The organism is Rodentibacter myodis (assembly GCF_001999305.1).
Classification (GTDB): Bacteria; Pseudomonadota; Gammaproteobacteria; order Enterobacterales; family Pasteurellaceae; genus Rodentibacter; species Rodentibacter myodis.
In genome coordinates, this window is sequence record NZ_MLHQ01000020.1 from 22,571 (window position 1) to 35,995 (window position 13,425).

Consider the following 13,425-nt stretch of genomic DNA (forward strand, 5'->3'; position numbering starts at 1 on the left):
TAAGGACGCCGATCAATCAATGTGGCGTCCCTCTTTTTCTAAAGTAACTTACATTTTTTCAACTGTCTTGATACCAAGCAGCTCTAGACCTTGTTTTAAGGTTTTTTCTGTCAGTAAGGCAAGTTTTAGACGGCTTAATTTCACCGATTCATCTTCCGCATTTAAGATTGGGCAATGCTCGTAGAATGAGGAAAAGACACCCGCCAATTCATACAAATAGGTACAAAGTACGTGAGGTGTGCCTTCCTTGCCAACGGTTTGCACCGCTTCTTCAAATTGCAGAAGTTTAATGGCAAGTGTACGTTCTTTTTCATCCGTTAAGATTAAGGGGGCATTGGAAAGTGCGGTCAAATTTATATCTGTTTTGTTGAAAATGGAACGAATACGGGTATAGGCATATTGCATATAAGGAGCGGTGTTTCCCTCAAAGCTCAGCATATTATCCCAATCAAAAACATAATCTGTGGTGCGGTTTTTAGAAAGATCCGCATATTTCACCGAGCCAATCCCCACCGCTTCAATCACGGCATTTTTTTCTGAATCGGATAAGTCGGTATTTTTTTCGTTGATGAGTGCTGTTGCACGTTCAATGGCTTCATCTAATAAGTCTGCCAATTTTACTGTGCCACCGGTACGGGTTTTAAATGGTTTGCCATCTTTCCCCAGCATCATTCCGAAGTTTTTATGTTCAAGCGAAAAACTGTCCGGCACATAACCCGCTTTACGGGTAATTAACCAAGCCTGTTGCATATGTTGGCTTTGGCGGGTGTCGGAGAAAACCAAAGCACGATCCGCTTTTAGTGTTTCATAGCGATATTTTGCCGCTGCAATATCGGTGGTGGTGTAAAGAAAACCGCCGTCTTTTTTCTGAACAATCACGCCCATTGGTTCGCCTTCTTTATTTTTGAATTCCTCCAAATAAACCACTAATGCGCCGTCATCTTCAACCGCTAAACCTTGTTTTTTCAGATCGTCAACAATCGCCGGTAACATTGGGTTATAAAGGCTTTCACCCATTACATCTTTTTCCGTTAAGGTAACATTGAGGCGATCGTAGTTACGTTGGTTTTGTTGCATAGTAATATCTACCAAACGTTTCCACATTGAACGGCAATATTCATCACCACTTTGCAATTTCACCACATAATTGCGGGCTTTTTCCGCAAATACTTCGTCTTCATCATAATGTTTTTTTGCTTCACGATAGAAGGCTTCCAAATCTTGCAGTTCCATTTCGGAAGCCTGTTCATTTTGCATTTTTTCAAGATATGCAATAAGCATACCGAATTGGGTTCCCCAGTCGCCCACGTGGTTGGCACGGATAACGTGATGGCCTAAAAATTCAAGGGTGCGTACAACCGCATCACCAATAATGGTAGAGCGTAAATGCCCCACGTGCATTTCTTTTGCCACATTCGGTGAAGAATAGTCAACTACAATGGTTTGCTTTTCAGTGGCTTGAATTCCTAAGTGAGGTTGGCTGAGTGCTAATGAGGTTTGTTTGGCAAGCCAATCGGGATTTAAGAAAATATTGATAAAACCGGGGCCGGCAATTTCCAATTTTTCCGCAATCTCGGCAAGATCGGCGTGATCTAAAACTTTCTGAGCAAATTCACGTGGATTTAAGCCTAATTTTTTTGCCGCCGCCATAATGCCGTTGGCTTGATAGTCGCCAAATTGAGGTTTGCCGGATTGGCGTACGAGGGCATCGCAAGATTGATCGGCACCGGCTGTGATCATCGCCGATTTGATTTTGTCGGATAAAATAGATTGAATGTTCACGGTTTTTCCTGATTCAAAATTGAATAATAAAAATAATCGGCTATGATACCGTTCTTTGTTGATTTATCAAAGGGACAAAGTGACAAAATTAAATGAAAATTTGACCGCACTTGGGCAGGAATTGACTGATTTTGAACAGAAAATTCAAGTGCTTGCCGGCATAATGAAGGTGAAGTTATCCGATTATGAGATCGATCATTTAGCGTTGCGTGTAAATAGTGAGCAAAATGCAAAAAATTGGCTGACACTTTTATTAAAGTACGGTAAAATTTTGTCCGATAATATCGTCAATGGGCGGCCTATCTACTTAATTCAATTAGAAAAACCGCTTGCCTTTGCAGGGCAATTTGTTGATGTTATTGAGTTACCGTTTCCTAAAAAGAAGCAATATCCCCAAGAAACTTGGGAACATATTGAGATTGTGATGCCTTTTCTCTTAAATGAATCTACGGAACATTGGGTCGAAAGAATTTGCAATCATTTTTTATGGCAACGTGTGAGCCAATTAACAATTAAAGTGAGTGAACCCAAAGTAGAAGGCGAGCAGTTACCGAATCCTTCTATTGCAGTGAGTTTGGCGGATAAAACGGCAAATCATACCTGCATTAAAATTCACCCTTACTCTATTAAAAAAATACTCGAGGTTTAGCACAATGAAAAAAGTAACGTTAGCATTAACCGTTTTATTCAGCTTAGGTTTGGCAGCTTGTTCATCTAATAATCAAAAAGATGAAAGTGCTTATAAAGGTCAAGTGATTTTCAGTCAAATGGAAGGTGAAAATCTTCAATTAACAATTCGTAAAAATGACTGTTCATACAAAGTGGAAGGTGAAACTGAGACCGTTACCCACAAATATGATTCAACCTTGGTTGTGGGGGCTTGTGTAAGAGTTTCCGATAACGGTAATGGTTTAAAAAATATTTCTACTTGGTCTCCAAGAAACCCAATCTAATAATTTTTGAGGTTAGTTAGTGATGAAAAAAATGACAGTTGCGTTAGTGCTTGCTGTTGCATTAGGTGCAACAGGTTGTGCAAATACTGATGTTTTTGGTGGCGATGTTTATTCGGCAGATCAGGCAAAAGAAGCACGTTCAATTACCTATGGTACACTGGTTTCTGTTCGTCCGGTTAAAATTCAAGCGGACAATCAAGGCGTTATCGGTACTGTGGGCGGTGGTGCGTTAGGCGGTATTGCCGGTAGTGCGGTGGGTGGCGGTCGTGGTCAAGCGATTGCTGCTGCGGTCGGTGCGATTGCCGGTGCGGTTGTCGGTAGTAAAATTGAAGAAAAGGCAAGCCAAGTTAATGGTGCTGAACTTGTCATTAAAAAAGATGACGGCAAAACAATTGTTGTTGTACAAAAAGCCGATCCTCAATTTGTTGCCGGTAAACGTGTACAAATTGTCGGTGGTTCATCATTGAATGTTTCAGTTATTAACTAATTGAATTTTTGAACTAAGTTAATAAAAAGCGGACGTGATGTTCGCTTTTTATATTTTTAAAGTGCGGTCAAAATTAATCGCACTTTTTAGTTTCTCACACAAATTTTCTCAAATTCTTCGAAAAATGTAGGAAAGGTTTTGGCGGTACATTTTGGATCAAGAATGGTCACCGGCGTGTTGGAAAATGCAATTAAGGCAAAGCACATTGCCATACGGTGATCGTTATAGGTTTCGATTTCCGAATGTTGAAATTTTTCTAAATCAAGTGGTTGAATTCGGATAAAATCTTCTCCCTCTTCTACTTCCGCACCGATTTTACGCAGTTCGGTTGCCATTGCCGTTAAACGATCCGTTTCTTTTACCCGCCAGTTGTAAATATTACGAATAACGGTTTCCCCCTTGGCAAAAAGGGCGGTGGTTGCAATCGTCATTGCGGCATCGGGAATATGGTTCATATCCATATCAATGCCTTGAAGTTGATGATGTTCTGCCTCCACAAAATTTTCGCCCCAAGTAATTTTTGCCCCCATTTTTTCCAATACATCGGCAAATAAGCGATCGCCCTGAATAGAGTTTTTGCCAATACCGGTGACTTTCACTTTGCCTTTTATTGCGCCGGCTGCCAGAAAATAAGATGCGGAGGAGGCATCTCCTTCAACCAAATATTTCCCCGGTGAAGTATAGGTTTGATTTCCTTTTATACGGAAAGTTTGGTATGACTGATTTTCCACATTTACACCAAAATCTTTCATCATCGCAAGGGTAATATCAATATAGGGTTTAGAAACCAACTCACCGATAATCTCAATTTCTAAGTCATTTTCAGCGAGGGGGGCAGCCATTAAAAGTGCGGTTAAAAATTGGGATGAAATTGAACCGTCAATTTTTACTTTTCCTCCTTTTATGCCGATATTACGAATTGCCAACGGAGGATAGCCTTCATTTTCTAAGTAACGTATCTCTGCACCTGCTTGACGTAGAGCCTCTACTAAATGCTGAATCGGGCGTTCTTTCATTCGGGGTTCGCCGGTAAGAATGACCTCGGCTTCCGTTTCGCCTTTTAGACAAAGTGCCGCGGTGAGTGGACGCATTGCCGTGCCGGCATTACCAAGAAAAAGTGAAAGTCCGTCTTGTAACTGAAATGCACCACCTAATCCTTCAATTTCACAAATGGTTTTATCATCAGACAGTTGATAATTGACACCAAGAGCTTTGAGTGCATTGAGCATATGACGAATGTCGTCACTATCAAGTAAGTTTGTGACTTTGGTTGTGCCTTTGGCGAGTGCCGCAAGCAGTAGCGCGCGGTTGGATAAACTTTTTGAACCCGGTAAATTGATGGTTCCTTCAACTGCGTTGATAGGGGAGAGCGTGATTTTTTCCATTACAACACCACCGTTTTATTTTTATAGACAAAAATTCTATCGTGCAAAGCGAGGTCAAGGGCGCGACTTAACACGGTTTTTTCCACATCCCTCCCCGCACGCATCATCGCTTCGGCACTGTAAGTATGATCCACATTGATTACGTTTTGCATAATGATAGGGCCTTGATCCAGTTCATTATTAATGAAATGTGCCGTTGCACCAATAATTTTCACCCCACGTTCATAGGCTTGTTGATAAGGTTTGGCTCCGATAAAGGCGGGCAGGAAGGAATGGTGAATATTGATAACACGGTTTGGGTAACGTTCCACAAACTCAGGATTTAACACACGCATATATTTCGCAAGCACAATATAATCCGGCGCATATTCATCAATTTTTTGGGCGAGCAGTTTATCGTGTTCTATGCGTGTTAATCCTTCGTGACTGACACAATGAAACGGAATATCAAAGCGTTCAACCAATTCACGTAAATTATTATGGTTGCCAATGACGGCGGCAATTTCGACATCTAATGCGCCATAATAATTTTTCATTAAAATATCGCCGAGGCAGTGTGCTTCTTTTGTGACAAGAATAACAATACGTTTACGCTGTGTTCCTATTAATCGGCAATTTGTACCGGCGGGTAAGCTATATTTTAAATCTTCAAGTAAGGTTGTTTCATTAAAAATACCTTCAAGTTCGGTACGCATAAAAAAATGTTTTGTTTCAAAATCAACAAATTCGTTATTGTGTAATACATTGAGTTGATGTTTATAACAAATATTAGTGATTTTGGCTATTAACCCTTTATCATCGGGGTAATCGGTAAGGAGAATTTTTTTTTCAATCATTGTGTTTAGGTTATATTTTTATTGTAAATAAAAAAACAGAACCCATAAGATAATATGGGTTCATAAAAGTAGAATAATTAAATTTCAAAATCAGCCAATGACTTACCGGCATCTAAGGCATGTTGAATGACGCTTGGCGTGCGACCTTGACCTGTCCAAGTTTTTGTTTTGCCATTTTCATCAATATATTGATATTTTGCCGGGCGAGGTGAGCGTTTCTTACGAGTTATAGAAGGAGTAGTATCTATAATAGCTTTTAATTCTTCTGCAGTAATGCCTTCTTGTTTAATTAAGGCTTTGTATTTTTCAATGCGGACTCTACGTTCCATTTCTGCTTTTCGAATTTCTTCCATTTGAGCCCGTTTTTCTACAACGGCTTCTTCAAATTTTTTTAATGAACTTTCTGCTTGTTCCAATGTTAAATCACGCACCACAGCGCGAATACTGCGAAGATTAGTGAATACTTTAATTAAATCAGCCATAATGAACCTCATAGATCTTAGGATAGATAGTAAATGGAGAGGTTTTTATAGTAGCGGAATTAAACTATAAGGTAAACATTAAATTTTAATAAAATGGAGATAGAAATTAGAATAAATTTTAGTTTGACTATATTTATTTTGAATTTATCTTACTAATACATATAAAAATAAACAGAATTTATTAGATTTTTCTCACATTTTCCTGTAATCTTCGGACTCCCTATAAAAGTAGAGGTGCGATCACTATAAGTACTTTTTCTGAGTGGATAGCGATGACGAAAAAAGAAAGGAGTGATTGCCGAAATCGGTTAAGAGTCGTTTTGACCGGTTGGTAGCGTATCCGAAAGGAGCGTTACTGTCATAGTGATTAACTATGGAGCGCTACGGTTAGGTTGGTCATTTCAAGTCCATTTTCTGCCGTTCTCTCCATTATTTTAGGTATAACTTAATGGAACTTATCAATTATTCTTCTTCAATTTGGTCTGTTGTACCGGCCTTGTTAGCAATCATTTTAGCGATTGCGACGCGACGCGTACTGCTTTCTTTAAGTGCCGGTATTATAACCGGTGCGTTAATGTTAAATGATGCCTCAGTTTTGCCAACATTAACTTATTTAAAAGACAATATTGTCTCATTGGTTTATGTTGATAGCGATTCAAATATGAATATTTTGTTTTTATTAAATATTGATGGTGAAATTAATTCAAATATGAATATTGTGCTTTTCTTAATTTTACTGGGAATTTTGACCGCACTTTTAACGGTTTCCGGCAGTAATCGTGCCTTTGCCGAATGGGCGCAAGCGCGTATCAAAGATCGCCGTGGTGCAAAATTACTCGCCGCATCATTAGTGTTTATCACATTTATCGATGATTATTTTCACAGCTTGGCAGTAGGCGCAATCGCCCGACCGGTGACGGATCGTTTCAAGGTTTCACGCCCGAAATTAGCCTATATTCTTGACTCCACTGCCGCACCAATGTGTGTGATGATGCCGGTATCCAGTTGGGGGGCTTATATCATCACATTGGTGGCGGGGTTATTGACCACTTATTCCATTACCGAATACACGCCAATGGGGGCGTTTGTGGCAATGAGTTCAATGAACTTTTATGCTATTTTTGCCCTGTTAATGGTGTTTTTTGTGGCATATTTTTCTTTTGATATTGGTTCTATGGCACGCCACGAAAAAGCGGCGATGGAACGTAGTGAACAGGTTGAATCGGAAGAAAGCGGTATTAAAGGTCAGGTTCGCAATTTAGTTTTGCCGATTTTGGTGCTTATTATCGCAACGGTTTCAATGATGATGTACACAGGTGGATTAGCCCTTGCCGAAGCAAACACCGCGTTTTCCGTATTGGGGGCATTTGAGAATACCAACGTGGGCGTATCCCTTGTTGTAGGCGGCTCAAGTGCGGTCATTATTTCAACCGTTTTAATTGCATTAGGCCGCCAAGTGAGTTTGGCTGAATATGGACGTGCATTGTATTTAGGCGTTAAATCAATGATGGGGGCGATTGCGATTTTATTTTTTGCTTGGACGATCAATAAAATTGTTGGCGATATGCAAACCGGTAAATATTTATCTTCATTGGTTTCCGGCAATATTCCGGTGCAATTTTTACCGGTGATCTTATTTATCTTAGGTACTGCAATGGCGTTTTCCACCGGCACAAGTTGGGGAACCTTCGGTATTATGCTCCCTATCGCCGCGGCAATGGCAACCAATGCCGCACCGGAATTAATGTTGGCTTGCCTTTCTGCCGTTATGGCAGGAGCGGTATGTGGTGACCACTGTTCACCGGTTTCCGATACCACCATCCTTTCTTCCACCGGTGCGAAATGTAATCATATGGATCACGTGACGACTCAGTTACCTTATGCCTTAACAGTTGCTGCGGCAACCTGTGTGGGTTATATCGTAGTAGGTTTTACCGAATCGGGTGCGGCAGGCTTTGTGGCAACAGCCGTTTCTTTAGCGTTACTGATTTTTATTGTGAAAAAACGCTAAAAACGTGATCCGGTTCAAAAAATGAATAAAAAATAAAATTTTGTGATTTTTATAAAATGCGGCATAAAGTCGCATTTTTTATTTTATAGACTGATTATTTTTTATTTTCATCTTAAAAATTGATAGTTTTTAGATTTTAATGCTGAAATATTGAGTAGTGAATCTTGGGTTTCAGGCTAGACAAAGATTTTTTTGCCAGTATGATGAATTGCACTGAAAAGCGAATTGCTTAACACAAGACGTAACAAAACAAAGTGTGGTCAATTTTAGGAGGAAATGATGAAGAAATTATCCGGTGCTGAAATGGTAGTGCAATCACTACGTGATGAAGGCGTAGAATATTTATTCGGTTACCCGGGTGGGGCAGTGCTGGATATTTATGATGCCATTCACACATTGGGAGGGATTGAGCATATTTTAGTCCGTCACGAACAGGCAGCCGTGCATATGGCAGATGGCTATGCCCGTGCAACGGGAAAAGTGGGTTGCGTGTTGGTTACATCCGGCCCGGGAGCAACGAATGCCATTACCGGTATTGCCACCGCTTATGCGGATTCTATCCCAATGGTAGTGCTTTCAGGGCAGGTGATGAGCAATTTAATTGGTAGCGATGCTTTCCAAGAATGCGATATGGTAGGGATTTCCCGTCCGGTGGTGAAACACAGTTTTATTGTGAAAAAAGCGGAAGATATTCCTGAAACCCTTAAAAAAGCCTTTTATATTGCTTCAACGGGGCGTCCGGGGCCGGTGGTGGTGGATATTCCCAAAGATACGGTGAATCCGAATCATAAATTCCCTTATGCGTATCCACAATCCGTTGAAATGCGTTCTTATAATCCTACGGTGAATGGACATAAAGGACAAATTAAAAAAGCCTTAAAAGCCTTGCTGGTGGCGAAGAAACCGGTGTTATTTGTCGGTGGGGGGGCGATTGCCGCAGAATGTAGCGAAGAACTCACGCAATTTGCACAACAGTTAAATTTACCGGTAACCGCCTCTTTAATGGGATTGGGTGTTTATCCCGGCACCGATAATCAATTCTTAGGTATGCTTGGAATGCACGGCACGTACGAAGCCAATAATGCAATGCACGAAAGTGATTTAATTCTCGGTATTGGTGTGCGTTTTGATGATCGCACCACAAATAATCTGGAAAAATATTGCCCGAATGCCAAAGTGATCCAAATTGATATTGATCCCACCTCAATTTCTAAAAATGTAAAGGCAGCCATTCCAATCGTAGGCAGTGCGAAAAATGTATTGAATGAATTTTTAAGTTTATTGGGTGAAGAAGGCGTGGCACGCCCACAAAATCAGCTTGAAGATTGGTGGAAACAGATTAATGCTTGGAAAGCACAAAACTGCTTGGATTTTGACCGCACTTCAGGCGTGATCAAACCTCAACAAGTAATGGAAGCTGTGTATCGCATCACTAAGGGCGAGGCTTATATCGCTTCTGATGTAGGGCAGCACCAAATGTTTGCCGCATTGCATTATCCTTTCGATAAACCACGCCGTTGGATCAATTCAGGTGGCTTAGGCACAATGGGATTCGGTTTGCCGGCGGCACTGGGCGCAAAATTGGCACAGCCTAATGCAACCGTTGTTTGTGTCACCGGTGATGGCAGTATTCAAATGAATATTCAAGAGCTTTCCACTGCAACGCAATATGGTATTCCGGTGGTGGTTATTTGTTTAAATAACCATTTCTTAGGTATGGTAAAACAATGGCAAGACCTCATTTATTCCGGTCGCCATTCGCAAACCTATATGAATTCCTTACCGGACTTCGTGAAGTTGGCGGAATCTTATGGCCACGTTGGCATTAAAATTGCCACACCGGATGAATTGGAAAGTAAATTGAAAGAAGCGTTCAGCATTAAAAATCGCCTTGTCTTTGTGGATATTAATGTGGACGAAACCGAACACGTTTACCCAATGCAAGTGCGTGGTGGGGCAATGAATGAAATGATTTTAAGTAAACCGCAAGGGGAGAATGAATAATGCGTAGAATCTTATCTGTTTTATTAGAAAATGAATCCGGTGCTTTATCACGCGTTGTCGGTTTGTTCTCTCAGCGTGCCTTCAATATTGAAAGCCTTACGGTTGCACCAACAGACGACCCTACGTTATCAAGAATGACCATTGAAGCAGTGGGAGATGAACAAGTCCTAGAGCAAATTGAAAAGCAACTGCATAAATTGGTAGATGTTTTTAAAGTGATTAGTCTAAGCGAACACGAACACGTAGAACGTGAAGTAATGCTTCTCAAAGTACGGGCAACGGGGGCTTCTCGTGATGAAATTAAGCGTTTGGCAGATATTTTCCGCGGTCAAATCGTAGATGTTACGCCAAAATCCTACACCATCCAACTTACCGGCACTAAAGACAAACTTGATGCTTTTGTTGCCGCAGTAAAAGAGGAAACCACATTGCTCGAAATTGTTCGCTCAGGATTGATTAGCCTATCCCGTGGCGAGAAAAACATTCTTTAAGCATTTTCTCAATAAAAAATCCGCGCCAAGTTTATTGGGGCGGATTTTTTATATTGAGCGATAATTTTATTGCGAGTAGGATTAAGGCCGTTTTTCTTTGTAGACGCATTTAATGCTTGAATCATCTTATATCCCTTCTTCTGATCTCAAAACTATTCTTCATTCCAAGCGAGCTAATTACATCGCCTTCTTTAATCACTTGAACCGGTTTGCTCCATTCTTGCGTCCGCCCTTCACCTTTAGTCACAATCAGATTCTCCCCTGTGAATGGGAATGCCGGTTTGTCACACTGCTTGCCTGAAACTCCACAAGTGCTGTACGCTCCGGGCTGTTGGCTATCTCAGGCAAACGGGTAAAACGTGCTTTTCCTGAAAAATAATCCGCCGGAGCATTCTGCCATTGATGTTGTGAGTAATGTTAAGGATTGAATACTTTCTGCAGCACTTCTTCCGCTTTATCTGCAACATTCTGATCCTGTACGGCAAGCTCGCTGATAACGCGCTGTAGTTCCGTTTGGCTTAATCCCAGATTTTTAAGAATGCTGAAATGAGAGCGTAACTGGTTCGGTACAGTTTCCAATGCTGCCAGCGTTGCCACAGCCACCAGTTCCCGATTAACGGTGCTGAGACTATTACGGCTGAACAGATAACCGAATAAATGGGCTTTTAAGGCATAATCCATGCCCTCGGAATTTTGCAGCAGCGCGGAATTATCCCGCTGGGTCAATACATTCAGCGTTTGCGTGCCAAGAGTATAATAATCCCTGTCATGCGCAGACTGTGACTGTTGAGCAGACTTTGCCGGGGAATCCGCAATGCCCTTTGCTGCCCGTTCTTTGAGCAGATTCTGTAAGGTATGCAAACCGTTTAATGCTCTCGGGAAACCGGCATAAGCATACTGATGAGCAAAAATTTCCTCTAACTCGTCAGGCGTCAGACCGCTTGCCAGCCCCTGTTCCAGTGCCGGTTTCAGTTGTTCCGGGTAGCCTTTGGCTGAATAAAACACAATCGGTACAATAGCGAGCTGTTTCCGGCTTAATGGCTGGTGCTGACTGATTTTCTGCAGTTCAACTTTGGGATCCGGGGCTGTCAAATCAACTTTTTCCAGCCAGGTGACTTTATTTTCACTCGCATTCGGGCTGACGGCGATATGCGACATACTGCTGTGCGCTGTCGCGCCGTGCCAGTGTTTCACATTCGGCGGACACCAAACCACATCGCCTTCTTTAATCACTTGAACCGGCTTGCCCCATTCCTGCGTCCGCCCTTCGCCTTTGGTCACAATCAGATACTGCCCCTGTGAATGGGAATGCCAGTTCGTCACACTGCCTGCCTGAAACTCCACAAGTGCCGTGCGATCCGGGCTGTCGGGTATCTCAGGCAAACGGGTAAAACGTGCTTTTCCTGAAAAATAATCCGCCGGAGCATTCTGCCATTGATGTTGTGAGTAATCAGTCTTTACCTGTTCCGCTGATACGCCTGTTGCGGCAACAAGCAAAAGTGCGGTCGAAAAAAGCGTTGTTTTCATTTTGCCTCCCCTTAAAAAACGCCCTTAAAACAAGGGCGTATGCTATTAAAGATTGCTGCCGAAAAATTGAGTGAGTTTTTCAGATGCCTGTTTCACATATTGCGGTTTCCGGTAAGTTTCAATATGAGTGGCGTTCGGAATTTTGAATAACTCTTTATTTTGCGTGCCGGTGGCATTGTTGAATACTTCTTCAGTCATATACAGACTGTTGGCTTTTTCTCCGGCAATCATCAGTAACGGCTGAACGATCAAATTCACATTGGATGATATTCAATAATCAGACGGTAAAATTTCTGCAAAGCTTACCACCGGTATTCCCGTTTTACTGATCCAGCCCTTTTGCCTTCAGCCACTCCTGCAAATGTTCCGCCACTTCCAGATTATTAAGATCGCTGAACGGGAAATGGGTATTGCTTTTAATGCCGGCTTTCGGCAATTCAACCAGCGTAACATCACCGCTGTGTTTATTCACCGTTTCTGCCCACTGTTTTGCCAGCTGCAGGCGGATATACCATTGTTCGCCGCTTTGGGTGCCGTCTAAATGATCAGGAATGAAGTCACCGAAATAAATCACAATCGGGCGTTTTGTCAGTTTTTCAAATTCTGCTTTCGGCACGCTCATCGGCACCACATCGCCGAAACGGCTTTTCAGGGTGGGCGGTACTTCACCCTCAGGGAACGGAAAATTGCCCGGTTCATAAGCCACAATAGCGTTGATTTTTTCGTTTTTCATACCGGCAAGCCAGCCCACAATGCCGCCCTGGGAATGAGTGACTAGAATGCCGCTGCCGATGCGGTCAAAAAGTTTGTCCAGGCTATCACTGATGATATTGGCGTCAAACGCCCCCACATTCGGCGTCATTTGGCGGAAAAACTGGTTTAAGGATTTCGGATCCCGCGGAAAAGCCACGCCTTCAGCGAAATCAGGATAACTGCCGATACGGAACTGCGCAAACCAGAACTGATCATCCGGCACCGCTTTTACATTTGCATCCACGGTGCTGCGCCCCGATTGTCCGCGGCGTGGCTGATCGATTAAATACACGGGGAAACGCCGGCGCAGGAAAATATTCTGGAACCCCTCCCGACCGTCAGGCGTGGTTTGCCATGTCCGCATGGATTGCCCCGCTCCGTGCAAAAATACCAGCGGATTTTTGCGGGCATCGGTAGGGATTTGGTAAAACACCGTGGCGTGATCGCCGTGCAGGGTTTGTCCACCTGCCTGTACCGACGCCGTAAACACGTCCATAAAATTATTGCTGTCTTTGTCTTTCACCACATCAGGTTCGGGATTATAAACGCCCTCCGACGTTTTTACTGTGCCGCCCACGGCAAAACTGCCCTGCTGTTCAATGGAAATCGGCGCGGCAACGGTTTGTACCGTCAGCCCGCAGGCTGCGGCAATCAATGAAATTTTGAAAAGTTTTGTCAGCATTGTAAATTCTCCTGAAAGTGCGGTCGGTTTTT

General features: G+C 42.4%; 12 protein-coding genes, 1 pseudogene and 1 riboswitch. Of the genes and pseudogenes, 6 read left to right on the forward strand and 7 right to left on the reverse strand.

All coding sequences use genetic code 11. From position 1 onward, the window contains the following. Positions 1-48 precede the first annotated feature (48 nt). Positions 49-1,782, reverse strand: coding sequence for an arginine--tRNA ligase (gene argS, locus BKL49_RS07795; RefSeq protein WP_077424221.1), 1,734 nt, complete (start codon positions 1,780-1,782; stop codon positions 49-51). A gap of 79 nt (positions 1,783-1,861) precedes the next feature. Here argS and BKL49_RS07800 point away from each other — a divergent pair, with 79 nt between their 5' ends. The 3 genes from BKL49_RS07800 to BKL49_RS07810 are packed head-to-tail and all read left to right on the forward strand — an operon-like array spanning position 1,862 to position 3,222. Then, complete coding sequence (locus BKL49_RS07800) at positions 1,862-2,431, forward strand: VOC family protein (RefSeq protein ID WP_077424223.1); 570 nt, start codon at positions 1,862-1,864, stop codon at positions 2,429-2,431. Between the two features lie 4 nt (positions 2,432-2,435). After that, a complete protein-coding gene (locus BKL49_RS07805; RefSeq protein WP_077424225.1) occupies positions 2,436-2,735 on the forward strand; it encodes a hypothetical protein in 300 nt (99 codons plus the stop codon). Between the two features lie 22 nt (positions 2,736-2,757). Then, positions 2,758-3,222, forward strand: coding sequence for an outer membrane lipoprotein (locus BKL49_RS07810; RefSeq protein WP_077424227.1), 465 nt, complete (start codon positions 2,758-2,760; stop codon positions 3,220-3,222). A gap of 86 nt (positions 3,223-3,308) precedes the next feature. Here BKL49_RS07810 and aroA read toward each other — a convergent pair whose 3' ends face one another. The 3 genes from aroA to BKL49_RS07825 all read right to left on the reverse strand — a co-directional run bounded on the left by aroA (position 3,309) and on the right by BKL49_RS07825 (position 5,925). Continuing rightward, positions 3,309-4,607 carry a 3-phosphoshikimate 1-carboxyvinyltransferase gene (aroA, locus tag BKL49_RS07815; RefSeq protein WP_077424229.1) on the reverse strand — a complete coding sequence of 433 codons (1,299 nt, stop codon included), beginning with the start codon at positions 4,605-4,607 and terminating at the stop codon, positions 3,309-3,311. Next, on the reverse strand, positions 4,607-5,443 hold the full coding sequence (purU, locus tag BKL49_RS07820; protein WP_077424231.1) for a formyltetrahydrofolate deformylase: 837 nt from the start codon (positions 5,441-5,443) through the stop codon (positions 4,607-4,609). Before purU ends, aroA begins: the two co-directional genes overlap by 1 nt. A gap of 77 nt (positions 5,444-5,520) precedes the next feature. Next, on the reverse strand, positions 5,521-5,925 hold the full coding sequence (locus BKL49_RS07825; protein WP_077424233.1) for an H-NS family histone-like protein: 405 nt from the start codon (positions 5,923-5,925) through the stop codon (positions 5,521-5,523). A 221-nt stretch (positions 5,926-6,146) separates the two neighbouring features. Beyond that, a riboswitch (Lysine riboswitch) is annotated at positions 6,147-6,317 on the forward strand. A 56-nt stretch (positions 6,318-6,373) separates the two neighbouring features. Between BKL49_RS07825 and BKL49_RS07835 the strand changes: the two genes are divergently transcribed. The 3 genes from BKL49_RS07835 to ilvN all read left to right on the forward strand — a co-directional run bounded on the left by BKL49_RS07835 (position 6,374) and on the right by ilvN (position 10,431). Further along, a complete protein-coding gene (locus BKL49_RS07835; protein WP_077424235.1) occupies positions 6,374-7,936 on the forward strand; it encodes a Na+/H+ antiporter NhaC family protein in 1,563 nt (520 codons plus the stop codon). A gap of 279 nt (positions 7,937-8,215) precedes the next feature. Further along, positions 8,216-9,940 carry an acetolactate synthase 3 large subunit gene (locus BKL49_RS07840; RefSeq protein ID WP_077424237.1) on the forward strand — a complete coding sequence of 575 codons (1,725 nt, stop codon included), beginning with the start codon at positions 8,216-8,218 and terminating at the stop codon, positions 9,938-9,940. Further along, positions 9,940-10,431 carry an acetolactate synthase small subunit gene (gene ilvN / locus BKL49_RS07845; RefSeq protein ID WP_077424239.1) on the forward strand — a complete coding sequence of 164 codons (492 nt, stop codon included), beginning with the start codon at positions 9,940-9,942 and terminating at the stop codon, positions 10,429-10,431. The genes BKL49_RS07840 and ilvN overlap by 1 nt, the downstream gene beginning before the upstream one ends. Positions 10,432-10,848: 417 nt before the next feature. On the opposite strand, the gene BKL49_RS07850 is transcribed toward ilvN, so the two are convergent. The 3 genes and pseudogenes from BKL49_RS07850 to BKL49_RS07860 form a co-directional block, all read right to left on the reverse strand. After that, positions 10,849-11,958 carry a cupin domain-containing carboxymuconolactone decarboxylase family protein gene (locus BKL49_RS07850; protein WP_077424241.1) on the reverse strand — a complete coding sequence of 370 codons (1,110 nt, stop codon included), beginning with the start codon at positions 11,956-11,958 and terminating at the stop codon, positions 10,849-10,851. A gap of 45 nt (positions 11,959-12,003) precedes the next feature. Continuing rightward, positions 12,004-12,210: pseudogene (locus BKL49_RS07855) on the reverse strand (alpha/beta hydrolase); the annotation flags it as partial. A 70-nt stretch (positions 12,211-12,280) separates the two neighbouring features. Further along, complete coding sequence (locus BKL49_RS07860; protein ID WP_077424315.1) at positions 12,281-13,390, reverse strand: alpha/beta hydrolase; 1,110 nt, start codon at positions 13,388-13,390, stop codon at positions 12,281-12,283. Between the last annotated feature and the right edge of the window lie 35 nt (positions 13,391-13,425).

Excerpts from the sequence above, each read along its gene's own strand:
- BKL49_RS07840 (WP_077424237.1), top strand. The coding sequence starts at position 8,216 with ATGAAGAAATTATCCGGTGCTGAAATGGTAGTGCAATCACTACGTGAT.
- BKL49_RS07850 (WP_077424241.1), bottom strand. The coding sequence starts at position 11,958 with ATGAAAACAACGCTTTTTTCGACCGCACTTTTGCTTGTTGCCGCAACA.
- BKL49_RS07825 (WP_077424233.1), bottom strand. The coding sequence starts at position 5,925 with ATGGCTGATTTAATTAAAGTATTCACTAATCTTCGCAGTATTCGCGCT.
- BKL49_RS07835 (WP_077424235.1), top strand. The coding sequence starts at position 6,374 with ATGGAACTTATCAATTATTCTTCTTCAATTTGGTCTGTTGTACCGGCC.
- purU (WP_077424231.1), bottom strand. The coding sequence starts at position 5,443 with ATGATTGAAAAAAAAATTCTCCTTACCGATTACCCCGATGATAAAGGG.
- BKL49_RS07810 (WP_077424227.1), top strand. The coding sequence starts at position 2,758 with ATGAAAAAAATGACAGTTGCGTTAGTGCTTGCTGTTGCATTAGGTGCA.
- BKL49_RS07805 (WP_077424225.1), top strand. The coding sequence starts at position 2,436 with ATGAAAAAAGTAACGTTAGCATTAACCGTTTTATTCAGCTTAGGTTTG.
- aroA (WP_077424229.1), bottom strand. The coding sequence starts at position 4,607 with ATGGAAAAAATCACGCTCTCCCCTATCAACGCAGTTGAAGGAACCATC.
- ilvN (WP_077424239.1), top strand. The coding sequence starts at position 9,940 with ATGCGTAGAATCTTATCTGTTTTATTAGAAAATGAATCCGGTGCTTTA.